The following is a 26,063-nucleotide window of genomic DNA, read 5'->3' on the forward strand; positions in this document are numbered from 1 at the left end:
CAGACGCCACAGGAGAGCGTCAGTCCTCGCCCAGCACCTCACGAATCGCCTCTGCCGTATTCACCGCGTGCTCGGCCACCTGCTCCAGGTTGGTGGCAATGACGGGCAAGGGGTAGGTGCCCGAGACGATGCCCCGGTACCAGATCTCGGCCGCCAGCACGTCGGGCGACATGCCCTCTACCGCACCGACCAGGCAGTCAACCACAGAGCCCAGGCCGGCGTCGGCGTACAGCTCTTCCGACTCATAGCTGACACGGTACTCATAGAAGCCGGCCCGGCCGCCTTCGATTTCGATGCGCACAATCATTCAATCACTCCCTTGGTAAAAGTTACGGGGGTGATTGTCGATGCACGCCAAGCCATCGGCGCGCAATCCAGCTGGTTGCGGTCGCTAGCTGGGACGCTTCTCGAACACGCCTTTGGCGACAGGTACCGCGGAGAACACGTTGGGCCAGCCAACGTAAAAGGCCAGGTGTGTGAGCGCCTCCGAGGCCTCGGCCTTTGTCAGCCCGTTGTCCATGGCACGGTTCAAGTGATAGGGGATCTGCGCGACCTGGCCATTGGCGATCAGAGCGCTGACCGTGATCAAGCTGCGGTCGCGCGGGACCAATGCCGGACGCAGCCAGAGGTCATGAAACAAAACCTCGCCCGTGTACTTGACGAGCCCGCGCGAGACCGGCCCCACGTTTTCCTCGACAGAGGCCGCACGCTGCGCCTCGGTGGCTTGGTCGATGGGGAGCAGCTCCCCTGCGGCCGGTGGAAGCTGGCCGGCGCCAATCCCGCGCTTGGCATAGACATCTTTGGCGACAACGACGGCCGACATCGCGTTGGACATGCCAGCGTAGAAAGCCAGGTGCGTGATGATCTCGGACAGTTCGCTCGGCTTCACTCCGCTGTCCAGCGCCCGGTTGAAATAGGCAGGCATGTCGATCGCCTGGTTGCGCGCGATGAGCGCAGCCACCGTGACGATGCTCCGGTCCCTGGCGGACAGGTCCGGCCGCTTCCAGACGTCGCCAAAGAGCGTGACCTGCATGTAGCGATCCAGCGCGGGGGCCACGCTGCGAACATCGGCCGATGTTGGCGACGGCACGTTGTTGGCATGGGTCAAGGTCGACGCCACCATCGAAAGCGATGCCATGGCAGTGGGCAGGATTTTCATGTGCTTGAATCTTTCGGTGAAAGTGCGGGCCATCGGGAACGTCGTCACTTGCCGTATTGCTCGTCGGTGACCTTGTCCATCCATTCGACGTTTTTGCCGCCGAGCGACTCCTGAATGGCAATGTGGGTCATGCTGTTGGAGGCGGTCGCGCCATGCCAATGCTTCACGCCAGGCGGGGTCCAGACCACATCGCCGGGCTTGATCTGCTGCTTTTCCCCACCCTCCTGCTGGACCCAGCCGGCGCCGGCGGTGACGATCAGTGTCTGCCCCAGCGGATGTGTATGCCAGGCAGAGCGGGCGCCAGGCTCAAACGTGACGGCACCAGCGGAGGTGCGCGAGGGCTCTTTCGGCTGGAACAACGGATCGACGCGAACCGCGCCCGTGAAGTTCTGCGCCGGCCCCTTGAATGAGGGTTGTGAACCGCTGCGCGTCAGCACCATGTCATTGGCATGGGCAGCCAGGGACAGAAGCAGTAGAACCGACGTGGCGGTAGCTGCGAGTAGTTTCATGAGGATCACACTTCAAGTCGGGCCGCAATGGCCGGGCACAGCGCACCCGTTGGATACAGTGGGCTGCATGGGTGCAGGCGGGCCGCGCTGTCTTGGCGTTGTACTTTGGGGACCGACCAGTACCTGCCAATTTATCGAGGAAGCCTGGCGAGGACTAGGTGCTTGAATCCGCAAGAAGCTATGAACTTCATTCATGAGTTATTCGGCCACTTCCACGTCGGGTGGCAGAATCGATGCGTATCTATGAGCACCGCGCATTGATCGATGGCACGCGACAGCATCAGTAATCTTCTCGCCTTCGTCGCCGTGGCGCGGGAGCGGAGCTTCACGCGGGCTGCCGCCGAGCTGGGCGTATCGCAGTCCGCGCTGAGCCACACCATCAGCGGGCTCGAGGCGAAGATGGGGGTGCGCCTCCTCACCCGCACCACGCGCAGCGTGACGCCCACCGAAGCCGGCAAACGCCTGCTGCAAACAGTGGTGCCCAACTTTGAAGAGATTGAGGCGGAGCTTGCAGCCATCAGCGCGCTGCGCGACAAGCCCATGGGCACCATCCGCATCACGACGACGGATTTCCTGACGGACGTCATCCTCTGGCCCCGACTATCGCCATTGCTGAAGCAGTATCCAGACATCAGAATAGAGATCACCAACAGCTACAGGCTGACCGACATCGTGGCAGAGCGCTACGACTTTGGCGTGCGCTCGGGCTCCGACGTAGCCAAGGACATGGTGGCCGTGCGGATCTATCCAGACTACCGCCGGGTCATCGTCGGCTCGCCCTCGTACTTCAAGACTCACGCCTCGCCCGAGACACCCGAGGATCTGATGGGCCACAACTGCATCACGATGCGCCTCGCATCCAGCGGTGGCTTGTACGCGTGGGAATTGAAGAAGGGCCGGCGCGCACTGCAGGTGCGCGTGGGCGGCCAGTTGACGTTCAACAACAGCTACCAGATCCTCCATGCGGCCCTGTCAGGCGGCGGGCTAGCCTTCACGCCCGAGCCCCTGGCGCAAGAACATGTGTCCGCCGGGCGCCTGCACATGGTGCTGGAGGATTGGTACCCCACGTCGCCGGGCTTCTATCTTTACTATCCGAGCCGCCGCCAGCCATCACGCGCGCAGACACTCGTCGTGGACGCACTCCGGCACCGGGCCTGAGACGCCGGCGCTCCTGCACATATCTCGTACATGGCCCGCGACAACATCGGGAATCTTCTCTCCTTCCTCGCGGTGGCGCGGGAGCGAAGCTTCACGCGGGCTGCGGCCAAGCTCGGCGTCTCGCAGTCTGCGCTGAGCCACACCATCCGCAGGCTTGAGACGGAGATGGGGGTTCGCCTCCTCACACGCACAACGCGCAGCGTATCGCCCACAGAAGCCGGCGATCGGCTGCTGCAAACGGTGGCGCCGCGACTCGAGGAGATCGACGCCGCGCTGGCTGCGGTCAGCGAGCTTGGCAATAAGGCGGCAGGCACGATCCGAATCACCACCACCGACTACGCAGCCAACACGGTCCTGTGGCCGCGACTGGCAAAGCTCATGCCGGACTATCCGGGTCTGAAAGTCGAGATAAATATCGACTACGGCATGACCGACATCGTCGCGGAGCACTACGACATCGGGGTGCGTTGGGGGGACCAGGTGGCCAAGGACATGATCGCCGTACGCATCGCCCCGGACCGTCGCATGGTGATCGTTGGGTCGCCTTCGTACGTCTCATCGCGCCCACTTCCCAAGGTGCCGCAAGACCTGCTACTTCACAACTGCATCACCCTGCGGCTGGCAAGCAGCGGCGCTCTTTACGCATGGGAGCTGAAGAGGGGGCGCCGCGCGCTGCAGGTTCGCGTGGAAGGGCAGTCCACGTTCAATGGTGTCTACCAGATGCTCAACGCAGCGCTGGCAGGGGACGGCCTTGCCTTCATGCCCGAGGATCTGGCCGAGCCCCACGTTGCCTCGGGGCACTTGCAGTATGTACTCGAGAGCTGGTTCCCGACCTTCCCTGGGCTGCATGTTTACTACTCCCATCGACGGCAGTCTTCCCGTGCGCTCGCCCTTGTGATTGACGCGCTGCGGCATCCCCACTGAGGCGAAATCCGGCGCCTCAGCGTGGCAACGCGTAGGCCACGATCTTGGTGCTCAGCCGCGTATTCATACCCGGTCTGCCGCCGGCGGCAATGACCACGAACTGCCGCCCGCTGCCTGAGGACTGGTAGCTCATGGGCGTAGCCATTCCGGCACCTGGCAGGCTGGCCTGCCACAGTTGCTCACCCGTCGCGGTGTCGAAGGCCCGGAACATGCTGTCCACGGTGGCGCCGATGAAGACCAGACCGCCCCGCGTCGTCACCGAGCCGCCACTGCCCGGCACGCCCATCGTGATGGGCAAGCGTGAGCGCAAGCCAAACGGCCCGCTTTGGCGCCCGTCGCCCAGGGGCTTGCTCCAGATCACCTGCCCCTTCACAAGATCGACTGCCGTCACCAGCCCCCAAGGTGGCGCGCTGCAGGGCATGCCGAGCGGCGACAGGAACGGACCGGCTTGGGCCGCATACGGCGTGTTCTGCTGCGGATGCTGGCCACTGCCCTGCCCCTTGCTGCCATCGAAGAGGCGAAAGCCCCGCTCGCGCGCCTGTGCGCGTGTGATGAGTTCGACACGGCTGGGCAGGCGCATCCAGTTGACCATCATGATGCCGCGGTCAACATCGACGGAGACACTGCCCCAATTGATACCACCGGAATAGCCAGGATCGAGAATGGTGGGGCGCCCGAGCGTCGCGGGTGTCAGGGTGCCCTCGTAGCGCGACCTCTTGAAGAGGATACGGCACACCATCTGGTCGAGCGGTGTCAGGCCCCACATGTCGGACTCGCGCAGCATGGGCCCGCGAAACGACGGTAGCTCGACCGAAAACGGTTGCGTCGGCGACAAGCGTTCGCCCTCCGCGATCCCGCCCTGGGGAACAGGGAGCTCGCTCACCGCCTTGATCGGTTCACCCGTTACGCGGTCGAGCGCAAACACCTCGCCGCGCTTGGTCGGCTGGATCAAGGCCGGCCGCACGCCGGTGGGCGTCGGCAGGTCGATCAGGGTCGGCTGCGCGGGCACGTCGTAGTCCCAGATATCGTGGTGCACCGTCTGGAAGCGCCAGCGCAGTTGCCCAGTCTCGGCGTCCAGGGCGATCACCGAACTGGAGATGTCTTCATCGAACGGCCGGCGCTGTGCACCATAGAAGTCGGGCGTGGCATTGCCCATGGGCAGGTAGACCAGGCCCAGAGCCTCGTCCGCGCTGATCGGCGCCCAGCTGTTTGGCGTCGCGGGCGTGTAGGTCTGGCCGCTGGGCGATTCGCCATGGTTTTGCAGGCGGCCAGAGTCGAAGGCCCAGGCCAATCGGCCTGTGACCGCGTCATAGGCGCGGATGACACCGGGCGGCTCGCCCCAGTACTGCCCGTCCATGATGGCGCCACCAAAGACCACCTTGCCCCGCACGATCTGCGGCGCCGAGCTGACGTAGTGGTAGCCGGACGGCACCTCGCCCAGACCATCGAGCAGGCGCACGCGGCCGTTGACGCCAAAGCCAGGGCAGGCTTGCCCGGTGGCAGCATCCAGCGCAAACAGCTCGGGCGTCTGGCTGGTGGCGAGGATGCGCTCGGCGCACATGCCGGTTGCCTCCGGCACGTGGTAGTAGGAAACGCCTCGGCACGGCTTGCCCGAAGGGGGTATCGCCCCCGTCATGCCATAGCGCCAGCGCTCCCGCCCGGTCTCGGCGTCCAGTGAGATGACGGCGTTGTGCCCATTGCAGACATAGAGGGAATCGCCGACTTTGATCGGCGTCACCTGCAGGCTGTTCCTGGGTCCGGGCGCCGCTGGGCCCACGTCCGCCTCCCATGCGACTTCGAGTTTCTCGACATTCCCTGGCGTGATCTGGCTCAGCGGGCTGAAGCGTGTGCCGCCTTGATCGTTGCCGTAGTGAAGCCAATCGCCGCGGGTGACCTCTGACAAGGGCTGTGCAAGCCGCTGCGGAGCGCCGCCCGCTGTGCCGCGCTGCCACAACGGATCGACAGGCTGCGCCGACCTGACTGCATGAAGCCCCGCCCCCGCGAACAGCGCGATCAAGAGCCCGCGCCCCAAGGCCGGCCACCCCGCAAGCCATTGCGGTACGACCACATGGCTGCCGACAACACCCGTCCAGCGGAGCAACAAGGGAAGGCCGAACACGAAAGGCGCCGCAAGGCGAACCACAAGCCCCCACACGTCGGAGCCAACCTCGTAGATGCTCCACCCAAGCGTGGCCACCAGCATCGCACCATAGAGCCATGCGCCACGCCGGTCCCCGCGCCAGCCCAGAATGCCACTGGCGCTTACCACCAGGCCGGCAATCAGGTAGTAGATCGATCCGCCATAGCCCGTGAGCGCGATACCGCCGAACAGCATGGCGGCACCGACCAGGACCAGCAGCAGCGCATGGCATTTCCGCGCCCAACGGATTGATATGCTTTCGCTGACGTTACTTGCTGTGGCCATCAAAAAGTTGCTCCTGCGTTTGCTATGCACGCGCAAACTGTAGGTTTAGACCTAGCTGATAACTAGCGGGCTGAATCGGCATAGTGCTATCAATCCCCCTCATGAATTCAGCGCGAGGCGAAGTAGCCATTCAATGAGCCAGATTCATAGGCCCATGCGATCTATTGGTATTTATCGATAGCTGAAACCGCACTCCAATAGGCAGTGAGAACTAGCTTATGAAGTGAGTACGTCGATGAATACATCTTTCCATGGCCAGGTTGCATTGGTGACCGGTGCCGGCTCCGGCATGGGCCTGAGCACCGCACAGGCCTTTGCCCAAGCCGGGGCCGCAGTGGTGCTCGCGGATATCAACGAGGCCGGCGTAATGGCGGCGGCGCAGCAACTGATTGCAGCGGGCCATCAGGCCATTGGCATCCGTTGTGATGTGTCGGATGAGGCACAGGCCAAGGCCATGGTCGAGCAAGCCGTTTCCACCTTCGGGCGCCTGGATGCGGCGTTCAACAATGCCGGCATCCAAAGCCCCGTTGCGGATACCGCCGACGCCAGCGGCGAGGATTTCGATAGGGTGATCGGCGTCAACCTCCGCGGCGTCTGGAACTGCATGAAGTACGAGCTGCTCCAGATGCGCAAGCAAGAAGGCGGCGCAATCGTCAATTGCTCTTCGCTTGGCGGGCTCGTGGGCCTGCCCAGCCGCGGGATTTACCACGCATCCAAGCACGGCGTGATCGGGCTGACCAGGAGCGCCGCTCTCGAATGCGCCGCCAAGGGCATTCGCATCAACGCCATCTGCCCCGGGATCATCGCGACGCCGATGGTCACCAGCATGCTGGAGACGCAACCTGAAGCCATGGCAGAGCTCATGAAGGAGCAGCCCATCGGGCGACTCGGGCGGCCCGAAGAGATCGCCTCGGCAGTTCTCTGGCTCTGCAGCCCCGGTGCAAGTTTCGTGATCGGCCACGCACTCGCCGTCGATGGTGGCTATACCGCACGTTGATAGGGGCAGGGACCTTTCCTGTAGTCATGCCACACGCCACTCGCAGCCCGGACCGTCACGGGCAGGTCAACGATCTGCGCATGCTGATTGTCCTGAGCGCCCTGCTGGCATCGGCGTCCGTCGCAACGGACATCTATCTGCCCGCGTTGCCCCTGCTCAGCACGGCGTTCCACGCCGACCCCGCCCACATTCAATGGACGATCTCGGGCTTCCTGCTCGGCTTCAGCCTCGGTCAGTTGCTCTGGGGTCCTATAGGCGACCGCTTCGGTCGCCGACGGCCCGTTGTGATCGGACTGCTCCTTTTCATCGTGGGCTCCGGCGGATGTGCGCTTTCTGGTGCGGCCTGGCAACTGACAGGATGGCGCGTGGTGCAAGCCGTTGGAGCATGTGCCGGCCCCGTCCTGGCCCGCGCGATGGTCCACGATGTTCACGGCAGAGAGCATTCGGCCCGGGTGCTCTCGACGCTGATGCTTGTCATGGGGATCGCGCCGCTCGTGGGACCCATCCTCGGCGGGCAGATCCTCGTGGTGGCGTCCTGGCGAGCCATCTTCTGGGTGGTTGCCGGATTCGGCGCCCTAGCCCTTGTCGGTGTGCTCTCGCTGCCGGAGACCATGCCGCCATCGCAACGCTCTTCACAACGCATTGCCGATGCCATTCGGGGCTACATGCAGCTCGTGCGCAATCCGAGAATCGTCGGCTACGCCCTCTCGGGAGGGCTCTTCTATGGGGGCATCTTTGCCTACATTGCCGGCACGCCCTTCGCCTATATCGACTACTACCACGTGCCGCCACAGGCCTATGGACTGCTGTTCGGCATCAACATCATCGGCTTGTCGGCAGCCAACCTGTTGAACGCCCGCATGGTGCAGCGACTCGGCGCCAACCGTCTCCTCAGGGCCGGCACCGGGATGGCTGCCCTGTCCGGCGCAGCGTTGGGTCTTGACACCAGGTTTGGCTGGATGGGCTTGGTGGGCCTGGCGGTGCCACTACTTCTCTACACGTCCTCGCTTGGCTTCATTGTTGCGAACTCAGTCGCGGGCGCGCTGGCAGTCTTCCCCACAAGAGCAGGTGCCGCCTCAGCACTGGTGGGCGCCATGCAGTACGGCACAGGCGTGCTTGGTTCGGCCATGGTTGGCTGGTTTGCCGACGGTACGCCTGCGACGATGGGCTGGATCGTTGGCGCAGCGGGCGTGGGCAGTTTTCTGATCTCGGTGCTGCTGGTGAAAATCCCCGCGTCGGGGCTTCAGGGCGAGGGACATGCCCCCGCCACCTAGCATTCCACGATATTGACCGCCAGCCCGCCGCGTGATGTTTCCTTGTACTTGGTCATCATGTCGGCGCCGGTCTCACGCATGGTCTTGATGACTTTGTCGAGGCTGACATGGTGGGTGCCATCGCCATGCAGCGCCATGCGGGCGGCGTTGATGGCCTTGACGGAGGCCACGGCATTGCGTTCTATGCATGGGATCTGCACCAGCCCGCCCACAGGATCACAGGTCAAGCCCAGGTGGTGTTCCATGCCGATCTCGGCGGCGTTCTCCACCTGTTGCGGCGTGCCACCCATGACGGCACACAGCGCCCCCGCCGCCATGGAGCAGGCAACGCCGACCTCGCCTTGGCAGCCCACTTCGGCGCCGGAGATGGAGGCGTTCTCCTTGTAGAGCATGCCAATGGCCGCAGCGGTCAGAAGGAAGTCGACGATGCCGTCTTCCGAGGCGCCTTCGACAAACCGCTCGTAGTAGTGCAACACGGCGGGGATGATGCCTGCGGCGCCGTTGGTGGGCGCGGTCACCACGCGGCCACCGGCTGCGTTTTCTTCGTTGACAGCCAGCGCGTAGAGGTTGACCCAATCCATCACGATCAATGGGTCCTTGAGCTTGGCACCGGGGTCGTTCAGACTGCGCGCCAGTGCGGCGGCGCGGCGCCTGACCTTGAAGCCACCTGGCAGCACACCTTCGGTGCGGCATCCCCTGTCCACGCAAGCCTGCATGACCTGCCAGATGTGCAAGAGCCCGGAGCGGGTCTCTTCGTCCGGGCGCCAGTGGCGCTCGTTGCGGCGCATGATCTCGGCAATGCTGCAGCCGTGCGCGCTGGTCAGCACCAGCAGGTCTGCGCCGCTGTGAAACGGGTGCTCCAGCACCCTGCTGTCGGGCGCGATGATCTTCTGCCTCGATCCGTCGTGGGCGACCTCCTCGCTCACGACAAAGCCGCCGCCCACGGAGTAGTAGGTCTTCTCGCCCACCTGCCTACCCTGCATATCGAAGGCGGAAAAGCGCATGGCATTGGAATGGAAAGGCAAGGCCTGCTTGCGGTGAAAGACCAGGTCCTCCTGCTCGGTGATGCGCACGCCGTGAACGCCTCCCAGCAGCACACGCTGATGCGTGCGGATGTCCTCAAGAATGCGCGGAATGGCCTCGACATCCACCTTGTCGGGCTCGTACCCGGCCATGCCGAGCAGCACCGCCTTGTCCGTGCCATGGCCCTTGCCAGTAGCCCCCAGCGAGCCAAACAGCTCGGCGCGCACACGGCTGGTTCGATGCAGCTCACCGCTCTCGGCAAGCGCGTGCGTGAACATCCGCGCCGCGCGCATGGGGCCGACGGTGTGCGAGCTTGAAGGCCCGATGCCCACCTTGAAAAGATCGAAGACGCTGACTGCCACTGGCTTCCTTGCTTTGAATTGCGCGAATGGTAGGAAGCGAATCTCATCAGGTCTACTGATGTTTTTTAAAGATATACATTAGAAATACCACCGAATCAGATCTGACAGATTTCCATGGATCTCACGCGACTGCGCGCCTTGCGCGAACTCTCCAGCCGGCACACCATGGCCGCCGTGGCCGACGCCATGTCGCTGACGCCCTCGGCCGTCTCGCAACAGATCGCCCAACTGGCCGAGGAAATGGGCGTAGCGCTCACCGAGCGCCACGGGCGTGGCGTGCGCCTTACGCGTGCAGGGGAAGTGCTGGTGGCACATGTCGAACGCATGCTGGTGGTGCTGGACGAAGCCCGCTCCGACCTTGCGCAGATCAAGAAGGAAGTTGCCGGGAGGATTCGTGTGGCGGCCTTTCCGTCCGTCGCGGCCGCACTGCTGCCCAAGGCGATTCAGCAGTTGGCCAAAGACTACCCCTTCCTCGAAGTGGTGCTGGAAGAAATGGAGCCTGCCGACGGCCTGGCAGCGCTGGGCTCATGGCACGCCGATATGGCCTTTGTCGATGACCTGACGATCAGCCAGGCCGGCAAGGAGAAGACGGTTGAGCAGATCCCCTTGCTGGAAGACGATCTCTACGTGCTGGTCCCGCACAAGCACCGCCTGGCCGACAGGCCATCAGTAGCTATGGCCGATCTGAAGGACGAGCATTGGGCACTGGATTCGGCATCGAGCTTTTATGCCGAATTTGTCCTGAGCCTGTGCCGCCGCGCCGGTTATGAGCCCAGCGTGAACGCGGAGTGCCGTGGCTTCGAGATCATCAATGCGATGGTGGCAGCAGGCTGCTCCATCTCCGTCATCCCCGGGCTCAGGCGCTCGCACACGGTGGCCGGCGTGCGCGCCATCAAGCTGCGCCCGGCTGTGCACCGCAGCATCTCGGCGGCCTACCGCCGCGGGGAACGCAATCACCCTGCGATCAAGGCCTTTGTGGCGCAGTTGCTGGTGACTGCGCGGGAGCTCAAGTGGCGACCCTGAGCCCAACCTCGAATCCGTTCCGGTCTCGCTTCAGATTGGCGATTGCAGTTCCAGAGCTCCGCAAAGCGGAGCGGCTACGCAGACACGTCAGTGCCGCACCAGATACACGCCAGACAGCAGTTGACGTTCCTGAAGAGACCGCAAAGAATGGCGCCCGGCCTCGCCAGACGGCGTAGTGCCGACAATCAATGTTGACATGCAAGAGGAGAACCCCATGAATGTGCGTCGTATGCTTCCTGGCTCGGCAACGGCGGTGGTTGTCCTCGCCATCTCGACATCGGCATTTGCGCAAGCGCCCGCAGCGGGTACAGCGGGTACTTGCGTGCCAGCCACCGAACCGCAGATCGCGGCGCTGTTCGACCGCTGGAACGACTCGCTGCGCACGCTGGATGCAGACAAGGTCGCAGCCAACTACGCGGTCGACGGCGTTCTTCTGCCGACCGTTTCGAATGCTCCACGCACTACCCCCGCGGAGATCCACGACTACTTCGTCAGGTTCCTGAAGAGCAAGCCGCAAGGCACCATCAACCAGCGCATCATCAAGGTCGGCTGCAACGTGGCGCAGGACGTCGGCATCTATACCTTCAGGTTCAAGGACGGCAAGAAGGTGAAAGCCCGCTACACCTACGTCTATGAGTGGGTGAACGGCCAATGGCTGATCGCCCACCACCACTCGTCTGCCATGCCCGAGGTCGTTGCGCGCAAGTAGGCCGGCGCTTCATGATCCCGCTCATCTGCGGGACCTGCCTGCACCTTGCCGTCCAAACCGGGGCCTGCTCGGCTCACAGAAAGAATCTCATGCTTGAACTCCTGACGGATCCCCAGGTCTGGATCGCCTTTGCGACCCTGACCGCGCTTGAGCTGGTGCTGGGCATCGACAACATCATCTTCATCTCCATCCTGGTAGACAAGCTGCCGCTCGCCAAACGCGAATTCGCGCGGCGGATCGGGCTGTTCATGGCCATGTTCATGCGCATAGGGCTGCTGCTGGTCCTCGCCTGGATCGTGGGCCTGGTTACCCCGCTTTTCTCGATGTTTGGCCAGGAGATCTCGGGGCGGGACCTGATCCTGATCCTGGGTGGGCTGTTCCTGATATGGAAGAGCACGACCGAGGTTCACCAATCACTGGAAGGCGCGCACGGGCAAAAATCCAGCGCAGCCAAGGCGACCTTTGCCTCGGTCATCCTGCAGATCATGGTGATCGACCTCGTGTTCTCGTTGGACTCGATCATCACGGCGGTCGGCATGGTGGATGACGTCCGGGTCATGATTGCCGCGGTGATCGCATCCGTGCTTTTGATGATGCTGTTCGCCGGCCCGATCGGCCGCTTTGTCTCGAACCATCCCACCATCAAAATGCTGGCGCTGGCCTTCCTGGTGGTGGTCGGTGTGGTCCTGGTCGCGGAAGGCTTCGAGCACCATGTGCCCAAGGGCTACGTGTACTTTGCGATGGCCTTCTCCCTGGCCGTGGAAATGCTCAACATCAGGATGCGCAAGAAGTCCGCCAAGGCCGTGGAGTTGAACCCACCCCGCATGCCGGGAGATTGAAAAACGTGCTGCCTTCCGAAGGTTCGCCCTGAGCCAATGCAGCAGCGCTTGGAGAGCGCTCTCGAGGCCCGCCGCCCTTATGAGGTTGAGGCCACCATTGGCGCACTGACTTGAACGGTGCCCGCTGCAGCCACGCACTCTGCACCCGTTTCATCGCGCATCGATCCCCGGAGAGCCAACCGCTGCGAACAGCAACCGCCCGGCGTGGCGGCCATGACCTCCCACTCCATCCAGACCGTTGCATCGACGTAGACCGGCCGACACAGCTCGACAGAGAACGAGAGGCCCACGATGGAATGTGTTTGGGAGAAATGCGAGGCCGTCAACCCCAGCAGCAATGCCGTTGTATGCGTTCCGCTGGCGATCAACCGGCCGTACCGAGAGGCCTCGGCAAATGCGGCGTCGTGATGCAAGGGGTTGGTGTCCCCCGCGGCGTTCGCAAATGCACGGACCTGCGCCTCATCGAAGGTATGAGCACCGCCGAACCGGCGCCCCACCTCGACCGGTCCGAACTCGCCGCTCATTCGCGCCCTGCAGGATGGGCAAGGCGCGTGATGGCCGACTGACTGCCCGCCAGTTCACGGAGCCTGAACTTCTGGATCTTTCCCGTTGCCGTCTTTGGCAGCGCGGTGAATACCACCTTGCGCGGACACTTGAAGTGCGCCAGGCGCTCCCGGCAGAAGGCGATGACCTCGGATTCCTGCAGGCCCGGAGACTCCGGCTTGAGTTCGATAAAAGCGCATGGCACCTCCCCCCACTTCTCGTCGGGCTGCGCCACCACGGCTGCATAGAGGATGGAAGGATGGCGATGCAGAATGTCCTCGACCTCGACGGATGAGATGTTCTCCCCACCCGAGATGATCACGTCCTTCGACCGATCGGTGATCTGCACGTAGCCATCGGCGTGAACCACTGCGATGTCGCCGGTGTGGAACCAGCCGCCTTCAAAGGCCTTCTGCGTCGACGCCGGATTCTTCAGATAGCCCTTCATGACAGTGTTCCCACGGATCACCAGCTCTCCTGCCGTGGTTCCGTCAGGGGGTACCGGGCGCATCGTCTCAGGGTCGACAACCTGCAGACCTTCCAGCGCCGCGGCGCGAACGCCCTGGCGCGCCTGGAGTCGCCCACGCTCGGCCGGACTCAGCCCATCCCACGCCGGTTGCCAAGCACAACTGACCGGCGTCCCGCTCACCTCGGTGATGCCATAGACGTGATCGACGTCAAAACCCATCGCCTCGGCGGCTTCCAGCACGGCTGCGGGCGGGGGTGACCCCGCGGTGAGAACACGCACACGGCCGGGAAGAGGCTGTCGCTCTTCATCGCGCGCATTCACGAGCAGGCCCATGACGGTGGGTGCCGCGCAGAAGTGATTCGCCTTGTGGTTGGCGAGCGCCTGGTAGATGCTGGCCGCCGTGACCTTGCGCAGGCACACATGCGTGCCTGCAGCCGCGGTGATGGCCCATGTGAAGCACCAGCCGTTCGCGTGAAACATCGGCAGCGTCCACAGGTAGACAGGCGCCTTGGGAACAGCCCAGTCGGTCAACTGCAGCAGACTCATGAGGTAGGTGCCGCGATGGCTCGGCACCACCCCTTTCGGGTCGCCTGTGGTGCCCGATGTGTAGTTCAGCGCGATAGGCTCGCATTCGTCAACGGGCCAGACGCCATCGAAGTCGGGATCTCCTTCGGACAGGAGCGTCTCGTAGTCCAGAGCGCCCACAGCCTCGCCATCCGGAGCTTCATGGTCATTGATGTCCACCAGGAATGGCGGGCTTTCCAGAAGCGCAAGCGCCAGCATCGCCAATGGCCGCTATACCTGGCCCGGCTTTCTTCCTGGTGGCGAGACCGCAGCCACGTGGGCCGCATCCAGCGGCATTCTTGGGAGTGACTTCATCAAGTACATGGTCGCCCAGGATGGCTCAGTGGACCCGCTCAAGGTGGACGCCACGCAGTACATCGCGCGCCTTGACCAGCTCAGCTCGATGATCGATGCCGTCGACCCTGACCTGAGCCGATTCAAGGCAAAGGGCGGGAAGTTGGTTCTCTGGACAGGGCAAACCGACTGGCTGATCACCGCCAACAACGCCACGGAGTACTACCAGAACGTCGTCGAGCAAAGTGGAGGGCAATCCACCGCAGACGAGTTCGTGGAGTACTACACCGCCCCCGGCGTGGACCACTGCGCAGGGGGCACGGGAGCAGACAAGGTAGACCTCGTCGGGCCCATGTTTGAATGGATTGAGAACGGGGTCAAGCCTTCGTCCTCCATCATCGTCGCAACACAGCGCACCGCTGCCACGGGGGCTACACCGATCAGCAGGCCACTGTGCAGGTACCCGCAGTACCCCAAGTACGTGGGGGGCGATCCGAATGCCGCTGCCAGTTTTGTATGTACGGCGCCTTAGCGATTACACGCCTGGGCCACAACATCAGCACCCGCTGAAGGCTGCAGGCCCGGTCCGTCCAGAAACGCTGACACCGTATGACCTGCAGAGGAAGGTGGTCTTGCGCTCGCCCTGGATAGTGCCGCCAGGCACGGTAGCGCAGCATGCGCCCCGATTGCACTCCAACGCGATCCCCGTACAGATCGCAATCTAAGCTGGCGAGTCTGCGCTGCGAAGCGAAAGCGCCACGTCGAAGAACGAGTTCAGAACCCGGCTATCCCGCCGTTCTGCGAGGCAATAGAGATAGGTCTCGGTGAACACTTGGCGCCCCTCGATTCGGACCGGAACCAAGCGTGGGTCGGGAATGAACTCAGCCTCTGACACCGCGCCGATGCCAATGCCCCGCGCGGCCGCCTCGCGCAAAGCCTCCCGGCTTCCGATTTCCATGACGATCTTCGGCTTGACGCCCGCCTCACGCAGCGCGTCGTCCATCGCACGGCGTGTGCTGGAGCCGCTCTCTCGCTGCAGCATGGCCTGGCCATGAAGCTCTTCCAGCCGCACGCTGCCTCGTGCAGCGAAAGCGTGGCTCTTTTCCACGAAAAGCAGAAGGTCATGCCGTGCATAGGGAATCGCGGCGAAGCCCGGCGCTTCGTGGAAACGTGCCAGCACGCCAATGTCCACGACATAGTCCTCCAGGTCCTTGAAAACCGCCGATGAATTGCCCATGCGGATGGAGACGTCAATGCGCGGATAGCGGCGACGGTAGGCGTCCACCATTTCGATGACGTGAAAGGGCCCGACCGCGCCCAGGCGCAGGTCACCCGCCTGCAATTCGCCGCTGTCATGCAGCAGGTTGTATGCATCCAACTCGAGTGCACTCAGCTGGCGTGCAATGGGCAGCAGCCGCTGCCCGACCGCGCTCAGCTCAACGCCATGGCCCCTGCGATGAAACAGCTCGACCTTGTGCGTTTTCTCCAGCGCCTGGACCTGCATCGTCAGCGTGGGCTGGGTCAGGCCCATCGCGCGCGCCGCACCGCTGAAGCTCCCGTGCTGGGCGACGAAGAAGAAAGCTCGAAGCTGGGCAACAGACATCCATAGATTATTTCAATGGAATGATGACGAATTCGTGATGGAGATGATATGAGGCAGTCACAAAGGATTCTTAGTCTTGGCGCTGACCTTTCCACCTCCCTTCATTCCGGGAAACGCCATGTCCACCTACTTCTCCCGCCACCGCCGCCAGTTGCTCGCTGCCGCACTGCCGCTCGCACTGGCAACGCCGGCCTTTGCCGAACGGCCTCTCACCATCGGCCTGATCCCCGCCGAGGACTCCCAGGCCATGATCGCGAGCAGCCGCCAGGTGCTCGATAGCCTGCAGCAACAGCTGGGAATGCCGGTCAAACCATTCGTGGCAACCGACTACAACGGCATCATCGAAGCGCTGCGCGCCAAGAAGCTGGACATTGCCTACCTCGGCCCGTTCTCGTACGTGCTGGCGGCGAGCGTGGCCGACGTCGAAGCCTTCGCTGTGGCGGTGACCAAGAAAACCGGCACCAGCTCCTACAAGAGCGTCATCATCGCCCGCAAGGACAGCGGGATATCGTCCTTGGCCGACCTGAAGGGCCGCACTTTCGCCTTCGTCGACCCGACCTCTGCATCGGGCCATCTGTTCCCCAAGGCCGGCATGCTGCAGGCCGGCTATGACCCGGATACCTACTTCCGCCGCGTGATCTTCTCCGGCTCGCATGACGCCAGCATCCTGGCAGTGGCCAACAAGAAGGTAGATGCCGCGCCGGTGGCCGACCGCATTCTGGCGAGCGCCATCGCCCAAGGGCAGGTGCGCCAGGATGATCTCCAGGTCATCTGGTCTTCGAACCCCATTCCCGAATCCCCGATGGTCTGGCGCAAGGATCTGGACCCTGCCCTGAAGGAAAAGATCGCCACGGCCATGGCCAACATCAAGGACCTGCCCTGGGGCGACCAGGGTGTCCTGAACGGCTTCCAGCCCACCAACGATGCGGCATACAACGTGGTGCGCGATACGGCCAAGGTGCTGAAGCTCGACCTGCGGGCGATGAAATGATCCGCGTCCGCCATCTGACCAAGCGCTACGGCAGCAACGACGTGCTGCGTGGTGTTGACCTGGACGCCGCCGCTGGCGAGTTTCTGGTGATCCTGGGCGAATCCGGGGCCGGCAAATCCACGCTGCTGCGTTGCATGAACCGTCTGGCGGTGGCAGATGGCGGCGAGTTGACGATTGCCGGCATGGATGCCGTCCGCTGCCCGGATGAACGCTCCTTGCGCCGCGCCGTCGCCATGATCTTCCAACACCACAACGTGGTGCCGCGCCTGTCGACGTTGAAGAACGTTTTGAGCGGGCGGCTTGGCGCCTTGCCCACCTGGACTTCGGTGCTGCACCTCTTCCGCGCAGGCGACATTGCGCTGGCGCATGAATGCCTTGCCCGCGTCGGGCTCGCCCACAAGGCGCACGAGCGCACCGACTCGCTCTCGGGCGGCCAGATGCAGCGGGTGGGCATTGCCCGCGCGCTGGCGCAGCAGCCCCGGGTCATCCTGGCGGACGAGCCGGTCGCCAGCCTCGACCCGCTGACCGCGCGCAAGGTCATGCAATACCTGCTCGACGCCTCGCGCGACCTGGGCATTACCGTGGTGTGCAACCTGCACCAGGTGGAGCTGGCGCGCGAGTTCGCCGACCGGGTGGTGGGCCTGGCCCAGGGCCGGGTCGTGTTCGACGGTGTTCCGCAGGATCTCGGACAGCCCGAACTCGACCGCATCTACCTGGCACCAACGCCCCCGGACGACCGTGAAATCGCGCTGGCCTCTTCGACCTCGTGGCGCATTGCTGGAGCGTGAACATGCAGAACGAACACATGAAATACCGCTGGACCGGACCTCTGCCGCAGCAATGGCAGGGCTGGTCCACGCTGGTGATCGGCGCCCTAGTCGCGGCCTGGACGCTGGGCTGGAGCGCCGACGGCGCCCAATTGAGCTGGAGCGAGCTGGCAAGCGGCCTGCCGCAGATAGCCGACTTCGCCGGGCGTATGTTCCCCCCGGACCTGGATATCCTGGCCCGCCTGTGGGGACCGGCGCTGGAGACCATCCAGATCGCAGTCTGGGGAACCCTCCTGGCCATCATTCCCGCCGTGCCGCTCTCGCTGCTGGCAGCGCGCAACCTGCAGTCCAGGCGCTGGGTGTTCCTGGCCACGCGGCAGTTCATGAACGTCGTGCGCAGCATCAACGAACTGATCCTGGCGCTGGTCTTCGTCTCGGCGGTCGGCCTGGGACCTTTCCCGGGTGTGCTGGCGCTGGCGCTCCATGGCGCTGCCATGCTTGGCAAGTTCTTTGCCGAAGCCATCGAGGAAATCGACCAGGGGCCGCTGGAAGCCCTGCGCGCCACGGGTGCCAGGCCGCTGCAGGTCATCGTTTTCGGCGTGCTGCCGCAGGTGATCACCGCCTGGATCGCCGTGGTGCTCTATCGCTTCGAGGTGAACCTCCGCTCGGCCACGGTACTGGGCATGGTGGGCGCCGGTGGTCTTGGATTCGAGTTGATCGGCAGCTTGAAGCTGTTCCGCTACAACGAGACCGCCACCTGCATCCTCGTCATCACCGCCATGGTGATCGTCGCTGACGCCATCTCCGGCCACCTCCGCCACCGCATCCAGAGCAGCGGCCGGGCCTGAGCCCCTCCGGTCCGGCACCGGCCGGGCCCTTTTCACCTGTCTTGTTCACCCACTTCACGCGCCGTGCGCGTGGCGGGCATTCCTGCGCCTTACTGAAACCATGTGGAACTACTACAACCCTGTCGCGGTGCATGCGGGCCTCGGCTCGCTGGCCGAACTGCCGCGCCTGCTCGGCCAGCGCCGAGCCATCCTGATTGCCTTTCCCGAGGCTGAATCGCTGGGCCTGCTGGCACGCCTGCGCACCATGCTCGGCGACAGGCTCCTGGCCATCGAGACCGATGTGCGGCCCAATCCCGATGTGGCATGGCTGGCCCCGATGTACGAGCGCCTGTGGCGCGATCGCCCGGACGCGGAATGCGTGATCGCCGTCGGCGGCGGCAGTACCCTCGACTGCGCCAAGGCCATGCTGACACACACGCCGGGCGGCCGCTTCGATGATCTGATGTCGGCACTCGAATCCGGCGGGGTGCCGCAGGCCGGCGGCGCGCATCGGCGCCTGCTGGCGGTGCCCACGACGGCCGGCACCGGCAGCGAGGTCACGCCGTGGGCGACCGTGTGGGACCACGCCCGGTCGCGCAAGCTGTCCCTGCACCTCCCCTGGACCTGGCCAGAGGCGGCCATCGTCGATGCCGAACTGATGCTCAGCCTTCCCCATGCCACCACGCTGGCCGCGGGCCTGGATGCGCTCTCGCACGCCCTGGAGTCGCTCTGGAACGTGCATCGCAACCCGGTGTCGAGCTGCCTGGCCGTACAGGCGGCGCGCAACATCATCGACACCCTGCCGGCCCTCCTGGGCAACCTGGAACGAGCGGACCTGCGCCATTCATTGGCCATTGCAGCCTTGCAGGCCGGACTGGCCTTCTCCAACACCCGCACGGCGCTGGCGCACTCGCTGTCCTACGACGTCACGCTGAGCCACGGTACGGTGCACGGCATCGCCTGCTCGTTCAGCTTGCCACGCATCATGGCGCTGGCCGCCGGGCGAGACGCCCAGCTCGACCGCCAGCTGATGTCGGTCTTCGGCGTCCCGGACATGCCGGCCGCCATCACCGCGATGGCCGCGTTCCTGCAGCGCTTGAGCGTCAGCACCGACCCGACGCACTACGGCATCCCGGAGCCCGAGTGGGACAAGCGTATCGACGCGGCGCTCCAAGGGCCGCGCGGTCGCAACTTCATCGCGACCGCATGAACCATGCACTCAGCATCAACGAAAGAACATAGCTTCATGACCTCCATTGCACCCATCGACGGCACATCGCACGGCCTGCAAGCCGTCATCTTCGACTGGGCCGGCACCCTGGTCGACTTCGGCTCCCTGGCGCCCACCCAGATCTTCGTCGAGGCCTTTGCCAGCTTCGGCATTCAGGTCGACCTGCAGCAGGCCCGGGGGCCCATGGGCCTTTCGAAACGGGACCATATCCGCACGTTGCTGGCCGAGCCGGCCATTGCGGCACAGTGGTTGCAGCGCTTCGAGCGACCTCCCGCGGCATCCGACATCGACGCCATCTACGAGCGCTTCATGCCGATGCAGATCGCCAAGGTGGGCGAATACTCTGCGCCGATCCCGGGCGCGCTGGAGTCACTGGCCTGGCTGCGACAGCAGGGGCTCAAGGTCGGCTCTTGCTCGGGTTATCCGCGCCAGGTACTGGACGTGCTGCTGCCCCTGGCAAGGAGCGCCGGCGTCGTGGTGGACCACGTCGTCGCGGGTGACGAAATGCCGGCCGGCGGCCGCCCCGGTCCCTACATGGCACTGGCCAACGTGCTAGAGCTCGGCATCAGTGACGTGCGAGCCTGCATCAAGGTGGACGACACCGCGCCTGGCATCGAGGAAGGCCGCAACGCCGGCATGTGGTGCATCGGGCTTTCCATGTCGGGCAATGAGGTCGGGCTGACCCGCGAGGCGCTGGAGGCGCTCCCCCCGGAACGGATCCAGGCCTTGCGGGAGCGGGCACAGCAGCGGCTCCTCAACGCTGGCGCGCACCTGGTGATCGACTCGATCGCTGATCTTCCAGCAGCAGTCCAGCGCATCGCCGCAATGCGCGGCGCTTTGCGGGCAATGGATGGCGGCGCGCCCCAGGAAAGTTCTGCATAAATCCGCCCTACATATGCTTGGGCGCAGGGCGATGGCCTGAGACGATAGCGGCATGAAGCAAACAAGCCTGGAGCTGGGCCACTCGACCAAGCGCACGCGCAAGCGAGAGTTCCTGGGAGAAATGGAGCGCGTAGTGCCTTGGGGTGATCTGGTGGCCTTGATCACCCCGTACGCACCTGAGGGACGCCGGGGTCGCCCGCCGTCCTCCGTAGAAGCCATGCTGCGCATCCACTTCATGCAACAGTGGTTCACCCTGAGCGACCCGGCCATGGACGAAGCCCTGCACGACATGCCGCTGTTCCGGGACTTCGCAGGGCTCGGCGGCTGGGACGACCGATTGCCTGACGAGAGCACCATTCTTCGCTTCCGCCGCCTGCTCGAAGAACACAAGCTCGCACCCCAGATCCTCCAAACCATCAATGCGCTGCTGAGCCACAAAGGCCTGCTGCTACGCGCCGGCACCGAGTTGATCAAGCACTGCCCAAGGTAGCAGTTCATCAATCCGATTGATCGTGTGGTCGGCGATGCGCTCCAGCACATAGCGCAGATACGCCTGTGGATCTACACCGTTGAGCTTGGCCGAGCCGATCACGTGTACAGCACTGACGCACTGTTGCCGCTGGCATCGGAGCCGAGATGCAAGTGCCTACCACTACGCGGGAGCAATCCAACGCTGCACGGGCGCCGCAAACCCGTGACGGTGCTGGCGATGCAATCTACGAGTCGTAGGTCGCGCCGCGTCTGAACCAATCCAATTGAAGACCCGATGGAGACATTTATCTAGTCCAGAAATCTCTGTGCGTCCAAGGCGGCCATGCAGCCGCTTCCCGCACTGGTGACCGCCTGCCGATAGACGTGGTCCTGAACGTCCCCTGCGGCGAACACGCCGGGGACATTGGTCATGGTGGCATACCCATCCAGGCCAGATCGCGTCTTGATGTAGCCATCCGCCATCGAAAGTTGCCCGTCGAAAAGGATCGTATTGGGTTGATGCCCGATCGCAATGAAGCAGCCCTTTACCTCCACCAGTTCACTGCATGCCCCAACTAGGTCGTAAAGCCGTACGCCCGTGACGCCTGCTTCGTCACCCAGCACCTGTTCGACCACGCAGTTCACTTTCAGCTCGACATTGCCCTCTTCGATCTTCTTGTGCAGCCGGTCCAGGAGGATCGGCTCAGCCCGGAACTTCTCGCGCCTGTGAACCAAGGTGACCTTCCTGGCGATGTTCGACATGTAGAGGGCCTCTTCCACGGCGCTGTTTCCACCGCCCACAACGCAGACATCCTGATCCACGTAGAAGAATCCGTCGCAGGTCGCGCAGCCTGAGACGCCGCGGCCGCGAAACGCTTCCTCCGAGGGAAGTCCCAAGTACTTGGCCGACGCGCCAGTGGCGATGATTAGTGCATCACAAGAGTAAGTGCCGCCGTCCCCCGTGAGGACGAACGGCCGGTTTTGCAGATTCACTTCGTGGATGTGGTCGGCCACCACGCGCGTATTGAAGCGCTCTGCGTGCTGCAAAAAACGATCCATCAGCTGCGGTCCCATCACGCCTTGGACATCGGCCGGCCAGTTTTCGACGTCCGTGGTCGTCGTAAGCTGGCCGCCTCGCAAGTTTCCGGTAATGAGCATGGGGGCAAGATTTGCTCGCGCCGCGTAAATGGCGGCGGTGTAACCGGCAGGGCCTGAACCCAGGATGATCAGTTTGGAGTGCTTGAGCATGAAGAAGTCACGAATGGAAGCGGCGCGAAGGTGATTGGACCGGGGCTATTCCCAAAGCCCCTGTGGCATGGGCAAGCCCTGCAAGACTTCCTTGGTCAGTTGCTGCTCGACAGGAATGCCTTTTTCGTTGCACCACCAGAGGAGCTGACGCGTGTGCTGGGCGCTGTGCCAAACCGAGCGCTCCAGAAAGGAATGCATGGAATGCACGCCATAGAACATCTTCAGCGGTTGCCTGCAGCTTCGGTCTTCGAGGGTGTCCCACCACTGGGCCACCCGCTTCTTCTTGTCGTCCGCATAGGCGAGGATGCCGGGGAGGTCGATGTCTGGCGGTGCGTCCACGTTGGCGACGATCGTCCAGTCTTCCAGGCCATTGATCACGACCTGCAAATAGGCGTCCGGCACTTGGAAGATGTGATACGCCACATCGCGAACCGTGCGCGCACGCGGTGGTGCCGGCCGTTCGTCCAGCATCGCGGCAGGAATCTTCGAGATCGCATGCGTGGCGATCTCCATGATCTTCTTCCAGCGCTCCACGAGCACTTCGGGAGGCAGGACGTCCACGATATTGTCGACACCCACGAACTTGGCAACATCGTCCAGCGACTGCGCGAAGGTGTACTCCCGGTCACGCACCACCACCGGAATGGATCGGATCCCCAATGACGCCAGAAATTTCATGGCGCCAGGGTCGGTGGCGACGTTGACCGACTCAAAGGGAACGCCCTTGCTGGTCAGAAACTCCTTGACCCTGACGCAACTGGAGCATCCGGTGGTCCAGTAGACGGTAATTGCTTCCATGGCAGGCCTGCTTGAGTGATGAAGGCTTCACTCTATGGGTCGCATGGCCGCGGCGCTATTCAATGTGCAGACAGGGCCTTCGTTCAAGTCGATGGCGTGTCCGGAACGGGACGGATGCCGATCCACCTTCGGTCCTCCAATGCCTGGCGGATCAAGTTGTCCAGCACGTCGTAGACGGCGGTCGCCGTCGATCCGAGCGGCAGGTGCTCGGAAGTGCACAGCACCACGTTCCTGGAAATGTCCAGAGCGTTGATGACCAGCGGCCGATTAGTCAGGCGCTTGAGCTGCCTCTGCAGGGCGGATGCGGGCAGGATCGTGTGGGCGTTGCCGGTTTCCACTGCATCGACCAAGGTCCGAAGAGAGTCGACCTCCGCAAGCGGCTCGACGGTGAGGCCATGCGTTGCCAGTCCGGTTTGCACGATCCGTCTCATGCCCGTCTGGCTGCTCGAAAGAAACAGCGGCAACTTCGCCACCTCGGCGATTGACATGCCTTGGCCGCGTGGCTTGATTCCCGAACCGGCGGGGGACACGAGATAGATCATCTCGTTGAACAAAGGCTGTTCCACGATGCCGGGCGATGGCTCGAATTGGTAGGTGACGGTCATGTCGAGCCGCCCCTGCAGGACCATCTCTTTCAATAGGTAGCTCATGCCCTCGGCCAGGTGGAGCCTGACCTGCGGCAGTCGTGTTCGCGCAGCCACCAGGAGGTCGATTGCAAGGAGGTCCTGCACTACCACCGGCAAGCCCAGCGAAGCGGGTCCGCTCACCTCGGCAGCGGAGCGTTCGACGTCCTGCGCGGCGCGTTCCACCTGCCGCAGGATGGCGACCGCGTGCTTGTAGAGCGTCTTGCCGGCCTCCGTGGGAGTCACTCCCGTCGAGCGACGGACCAACAGCTTCTGATGAAGGCGCGTTTCCAGGCCCGAGATCTGCAGGCTCAAGGCCGACTGGGCAACATTGAGTTCCACCGACGCCCGCGACATGCTGCGCTGCTCGACGATCTTGACGAAATACTTCAGCTGGCGTAGGTCCATATAGCGCTCATTGGCTCGACAAAGCTGGCATGCCATCTTCGGTTGCGATGCCCGGATCTTCCGATTGAATAGCAGGCCTCCTGGCGATCCGGATACTTCCCTCGATACCCATCACTACAAGGCTCCTGCCATGAGACAAACTCCCGTGATTCGTCGACGCATGCTCCTGGGTGCTGCAACTGCAGCCGTCGGATTGTGCGTGCTGCCCGCCTTCTCGCAAAGCTCGAAGCCTCTGCGCCTCGTGGTCCCGTATCCACCCGGTGGCGCCGTCGATGCCACCGCCAGGCTGCTGTCCGAGAAGTTGCCCGCAACGCTGCAAGGCAGGGCGGTGATCGTGGACAACCGTCCAGGCGCCGGAGGCAACATCGCGGCCGCCTTGGTTGCGCGCTCGGATGCAGACGGCAGCACCGTGCTGGTCACCTCGAACAACCACACCATCAACCTGGCCCTATACCAAAAACCGGGATATGCCCTTGATGAGTTCGCGCCGATCGCGCAGTTCGGTGTGACGGGGTTCGTGATCGTTGCGCATCCTTCGACAAATTTCAAAACTTTGCGGGATCTGCTGGACGCGGCGCGTGCCAAGCCGAACTCAATCTCGTTCGGCACGGGCGGCAGCGGCCATCCCGCGCATCTCGCGACCGAACTGCTGAAAGAACGCGCCAAGATTTCCATGCAGCACGTTCCGTACAAGGGCTCGGGGCCACTCTCGGCCGATCTGCTGGGTGGCCAACTGCCGGTGGGCGTCATTTCCGTGGTGGCGGCCCAAGCTTTCGTCGCCTCGGGCCAACTCATCGGCCTGGGGGTGACAACCAGGGAACGTTGGCCCGATCTGCCGAAGGTCCCGACCATAGAAGAATCGGGATTTCCGGGCTACGAGTACAGCGGCTGGATCGGGATGCTTGGTAGAGCGGGAATGCCGGAAGCCGACATCGCGGCGCTCGAAAAGCAACTGCTCGCGATCGTTGCGACCGAAGAGATGCGCTCACGGCTGTACAAGCAGGGGATCGTCGTTGTACCAAAGGGAAGGGCGGAGTTCAAAGCGGCGGTTGCCCATGACGCCATCGTGAACCGCGAACTCATCAAAACCGCCGGCGTGCAGGTGGATTGACTGGGGTGGATACCTCTTGATCGGCGGGCAGCTCTTTGCGCGATGACGGTTCGAAGCCAGGCCGCACCGCCGGTATTCCCTTCTACGAAGCAGGCGCGGTAAACAGCGCCTCGATCTCCCGGGTCGCCGCGACCACGGCGGCCTGCAAGCTCGTCAGGTGACTGGGAGACGAGTACCGCGTGCATGTGCCCGACAACGAGAGTGCACCCAGCAACTTGTTGCGCATGTCGAACACCGGTGAGGCCACCGCTGCGAGTTCCGGATCGCGCTCGCCCAAACTGGTCTGCAGCAGGTCCGAAGAGTCGGCGGGTCTGCCGGCTTCGAACTGGCGCATGACGCGGCCGCTCGCGCCTCGTTCTGTAGAGAGGGTGTCGCCGACCTTCAGCACGTGGCTGACGGCCTGATTTCCTGAGGCGACCGCCACACACAAACGCAGGTCGCCGTGAGGCACGAAAAAACTTGCGGTCTCACCGGTGTCTTCTGCCAAGCGATTCAAGGTCGGCTGGACCACGGCCGCGATGCCCTGCGTCGCGTTGCCCGTGCGCTCGAGCACCGCGATGGCCGGCCCGAGCCGATAGCGCTCGTTGCCGTCTTTCAACGCGAAAGAGTACCGCGCCAGCGAGCGCAACAGGCGGGATGCGGTGGCTTTGTCCAGGCCCGTCGCACGGGCCAACTCGCTGAGCTTCTGGCCCTCGTCATATCGCAATGCCATCAGCAGGCGAAGCCCTCGCTCCAGCGCGTTGACGCGGAGCGCGGATGTCCCTGCCGCAGTGTCTTCTTTTGACATACAGCCCTTCCAGCGCTAAAGTTGTTTCACTCATCGATCATAAA

General features: G+C 63.6%; 25 protein-coding genes and 3 pseudogenes. 15 read left to right on the forward strand and 13 right to left on the reverse strand.

Features of this window, described 5'->3' with window-relative positions; translation table 11 throughout:
* Nucleotides 1-19 precede the first annotated feature (19 nt).
* From AAFF27_22430 to AAFF27_22440, 3 genes are all read right to left on the reverse strand, one after another.
* Entirely contained in the window at nt 20-307 is a 288-nt protein-coding gene (locus tag AAFF27_22430; protein ID XAH22727.1) for a hypothetical protein, read from the reverse strand.
* An 84-nt stretch (nt 308-391) separates the two neighbouring features.
* Nucleotides 392-1,159 carry a carboxymuconolactone decarboxylase family protein gene (locus AAFF27_22435; protein ID XAH22728.1) on the reverse strand — a complete coding sequence of 256 codons (768 nt, stop codon included), beginning with the start codon at nt 1,157-1,159 and terminating at the stop codon, nt 392-394.
* Nucleotides 1,160-1,203: 44 nt separating this feature from the next.
* Nucleotides 1,204-1,599, reverse strand: a complete 396-nt coding sequence (locus tag AAFF27_22440) for a cupin domain-containing protein (protein XAH26299.1) — start codon at nt 1,597-1,599, stop codon at nt 1,204-1,206.
* 333 nt (nt 1,600-1,932) lie between these two features.
* Between AAFF27_22440 and AAFF27_22445 the strand changes: the two genes are divergently transcribed.
* Both AAFF27_22445 and AAFF27_22450 read left to right on the forward strand, forming a co-directional pair.
* Nucleotides 1,933-2,826, forward strand: a complete 894-nt coding sequence (locus AAFF27_22445; protein ID XAH22729.1) for a LysR family transcriptional regulator — start codon at nt 1,933-1,935, stop codon at nt 2,824-2,826.
* A gap of 30 nt (nt 2,827-2,856) precedes the next feature.
* A complete protein-coding gene (locus AAFF27_22450; protein ID XAH22730.1) occupies nt 2,857-3,750 on the forward strand; it encodes a LysR family transcriptional regulator in 894 nt (297 codons plus the stop codon).
* 16 nt (nt 3,751-3,766) lie between these two features.
* Here the strand turns inward: AAFF27_22450 and AAFF27_22455 are convergent, their stop codons facing one another.
* The gene (locus tag AAFF27_22455) at nt 3,767-6,175 is read right to left on the reverse strand and encodes a membrane-bound PQQ-dependent dehydrogenase, glucose/quinate/shikimate family (GenBank protein XAH22731.1); all 2,409 of its coding nucleotides are present in this window, start codon (nt 6,173-6,175) and stop codon (nt 3,767-3,769) included.
* 235 nt (nt 6,176-6,410) lie between these two features.
* On the opposite strand from AAFF27_22455, the gene AAFF27_22460 reads away from it, so the two are divergent.
* Nucleotides 6,411-7,172 (forward strand): glucose 1-dehydrogenase, encoded by a 762-nt coding sequence (locus AAFF27_22460; GenBank protein ID XAH26300.1) that lies wholly within the window; start codon nt 6,411-6,413, stop codon nt 7,170-7,172.
* A gap of 80 nt (nt 7,173-7,252) precedes the next feature.
* Nucleotides 7,253-8,446 (forward strand): multidrug effflux MFS transporter, encoded by a 1,194-nt coding sequence (locus AAFF27_22465; GenBank protein XAH22732.1) that lies wholly within the window; start codon nt 7,253-7,255, stop codon nt 8,444-8,446.
* Here the strand turns inward: AAFF27_22465 and AAFF27_22470 are convergent.
* Complete coding sequence (locus tag AAFF27_22470) at nt 8,443-9,831, reverse strand: L-serine ammonia-lyase (protein ID XAH22733.1); 1,389 nt, start codon at nt 9,829-9,831, stop codon at nt 8,443-8,445. The genes AAFF27_22465 and AAFF27_22470 overlap by 4 nt on opposite strands.
* A gap of 114 nt (nt 9,832-9,945) precedes the next feature.
* On the opposite strand from AAFF27_22470, the gene AAFF27_22475 reads away from it, so the two are divergent.
* From AAFF27_22475 to AAFF27_22485, 3 genes are all read left to right on the forward strand, one after another.
* On the forward strand, nt 9,946-10,854 hold the full coding sequence (locus tag AAFF27_22475) for a LysR substrate-binding domain-containing protein (protein XAH22734.1): 909 nt from the start codon (nt 9,946-9,948) through the stop codon (nt 10,852-10,854).
* A 214-nt stretch (nt 10,855-11,068) separates the two neighbouring features.
* Complete coding sequence (locus tag AAFF27_22480) at nt 11,069-11,563, forward strand: SgcJ/EcaC family oxidoreductase (GenBank protein ID XAH22735.1); 495 nt, start codon at nt 11,069-11,071, stop codon at nt 11,561-11,563.
* An 89-nt stretch (nt 11,564-11,652) separates the two neighbouring features.
* A complete protein-coding gene (locus AAFF27_22485) occupies nt 11,653-12,402 on the forward strand; it encodes a TerC family protein (protein ID XAH26301.1) in 750 nt (249 codons plus the stop codon).
* Nucleotides 12,403-12,479: 77 nt separating this feature from the next.
* Here the strand turns inward: AAFF27_22485 and AAFF27_22490 are convergent, their stop codons facing one another.
* Together AAFF27_22490 and AAFF27_22495 are read right to left on the reverse strand one after the other, a co-directional pair.
* Nucleotides 12,480-12,926, reverse strand: coding sequence for a MaoC family dehydratase (locus AAFF27_22490; protein XAH22736.1), 447 nt, complete (start codon nt 12,924-12,926; stop codon nt 12,480-12,482).
* Nucleotides 12,923-14,179, reverse strand: a pseudogene (locus tag AAFF27_22495) (AMP-binding protein). The gene AAFF27_22490 and the pseudogene AAFF27_22495 overlap by 4 nt, the downstream one beginning before the upstream one ends.
* Here AAFF27_22495 and AAFF27_22500 point away from each other — a divergent pair.
* Nucleotides 14,151-14,804 carry a tannase/feruloyl esterase family alpha/beta hydrolase gene (locus AAFF27_22500; GenBank protein ID XAH22737.1) on the forward strand — a complete coding sequence of 218 codons (654 nt, stop codon included), beginning with the start codon at nt 14,151-14,153 and terminating at the stop codon, nt 14,802-14,804. The pseudogene AAFF27_22495 and the gene AAFF27_22500 sit on opposite strands and share 29 nt — an antisense overlap.
* A gap of 189 nt (nt 14,805-14,993) precedes the next feature.
* Here the strand turns inward: AAFF27_22500 and AAFF27_22505 are convergent, their stop codons facing one another.
* Nucleotides 14,994-15,875 carry a LysR substrate-binding domain-containing protein gene (locus AAFF27_22505; protein ID XAH22738.1) on the reverse strand — a complete coding sequence of 294 codons (882 nt, stop codon included), beginning with the start codon at nt 15,873-15,875 and terminating at the stop codon, nt 14,994-14,996.
* 118 nt (nt 15,876-15,993) lie between these two features.
* Between AAFF27_22505 and phnD the strand changes: the two genes are divergently transcribed.
* From phnD to AAFF27_22535, 6 genes and pseudogenes are all read left to right on the forward strand, one after another.
* Nucleotides 15,994-16,866 carry a phosphonate ABC transporter substrate-binding protein gene (gene phnD / locus AAFF27_22510; protein XAH22739.1) on the forward strand — a complete coding sequence of 291 codons (873 nt, stop codon included), beginning with the start codon at nt 15,994-15,996 and terminating at the stop codon, nt 16,864-16,866.
* Complete coding sequence (gene phnC / locus AAFF27_22515; GenBank protein ID XAH22740.1) at nt 16,863-17,654, forward strand: phosphonate ABC transporter ATP-binding protein; 792 nt, start codon at nt 16,863-16,865, stop codon at nt 17,652-17,654. The genes phnD and phnC overlap by 4 nt, the downstream gene beginning before the upstream one ends.
* A gap of 2 nt (nt 17,655-17,656) precedes the next feature.
* A complete protein-coding gene (gene phnE / locus AAFF27_22520) occupies nt 17,657-18,481 on the forward strand; it encodes a phosphonate ABC transporter, permease protein PhnE (protein XAH22741.1) in 825 nt (274 codons plus the stop codon).
* Between the two features lie 100 nt (nt 18,482-18,581).
* Nucleotides 18,582-19,670, forward strand: coding sequence for an iron-containing alcohol dehydrogenase PsrA (gene psrA / locus AAFF27_22525; GenBank protein ID XAH22742.1), 1,089 nt, complete (start codon nt 18,582-18,584; stop codon nt 19,668-19,670).
* A 36-nt stretch (nt 19,671-19,706) separates the two neighbouring features.
* Nucleotides 19,707-20,573: a phosphonoacetaldehyde hydrolase gene (phnX, locus tag AAFF27_22530; GenBank protein XAH22743.1), complete on the forward strand. Its 867-nt coding sequence runs from the start codon at nt 19,707-19,709 to the stop codon at nt 20,571-20,573.
* A gap of 52 nt (nt 20,574-20,625) precedes the next feature.
* Nucleotides 20,626-21,036: pseudogene (locus tag AAFF27_22535) on the forward strand (transposase).
* Here the strand turns inward: AAFF27_22535 and AAFF27_22540 are convergent.
* The 4 genes and pseudogenes from AAFF27_22540 to AAFF27_22555 form a co-directional block, all read right to left on the reverse strand.
* Nucleotides 21,022-21,206, reverse strand: a pseudogene (locus tag AAFF27_22540) (transposase domain-containing protein). The pseudogenes AAFF27_22535 and AAFF27_22540 sit on opposite strands and share 15 nt — an antisense overlap.
* A 147-nt stretch (nt 21,207-21,353) precedes the next feature.
* Nucleotides 21,354-22,292 (reverse strand): thioredoxin-disulfide reductase, encoded by a 939-nt coding sequence (gene trxB, locus AAFF27_22545; protein XAH22744.1) that lies wholly within the window; start codon nt 22,290-22,292, stop codon nt 21,354-21,356.
* Between the two features lie 45 nt (nt 22,293-22,337).
* Entirely contained in the window at nt 22,338-23,090 is a 753-nt protein-coding gene (locus AAFF27_22550) for a glutaredoxin domain-containing protein (protein ID XAH22745.1), read from the reverse strand.
* Between the two features lie 83 nt (nt 23,091-23,173).
* Complete coding sequence (locus AAFF27_22555; GenBank protein XAH22746.1) at nt 23,174-24,121, reverse strand: LysR substrate-binding domain-containing protein; 948 nt, start codon at nt 24,119-24,121, stop codon at nt 23,174-23,176.
* A 130-nt stretch (nt 24,122-24,251) separates the two neighbouring features.
* On the opposite strand from AAFF27_22555, the gene AAFF27_22560 reads away from it, so the two are divergent.
* A complete protein-coding gene (locus AAFF27_22560) occupies nt 24,252-25,232 on the forward strand; it encodes a tripartite tricarboxylate transporter substrate binding protein (protein ID XAH22747.1) in 981 nt (326 codons plus the stop codon).
* 82 nt (nt 25,233-25,314) lie between these two features.
* On the opposite strand, the gene AAFF27_22565 is transcribed toward AAFF27_22560, so the two are convergent.
* The gene (locus tag AAFF27_22565) at nt 25,315-26,019 is read right to left on the reverse strand and encodes a helix-turn-helix domain-containing protein (protein XAH22748.1); all 705 of its coding nucleotides are present in this window, start codon (nt 26,017-26,019) and stop codon (nt 25,315-25,317) included.
* Nucleotides 26,020-26,063: the final 44 nt, after the last annotated feature.

This window comes from Xylophilus sp. GW821-FHT01B05, assembly GCA_038961845.1.
Lineage (GTDB): Bacteria > Pseudomonadota > Gammaproteobacteria > Burkholderiales > Burkholderiaceae_C > Xylophilus.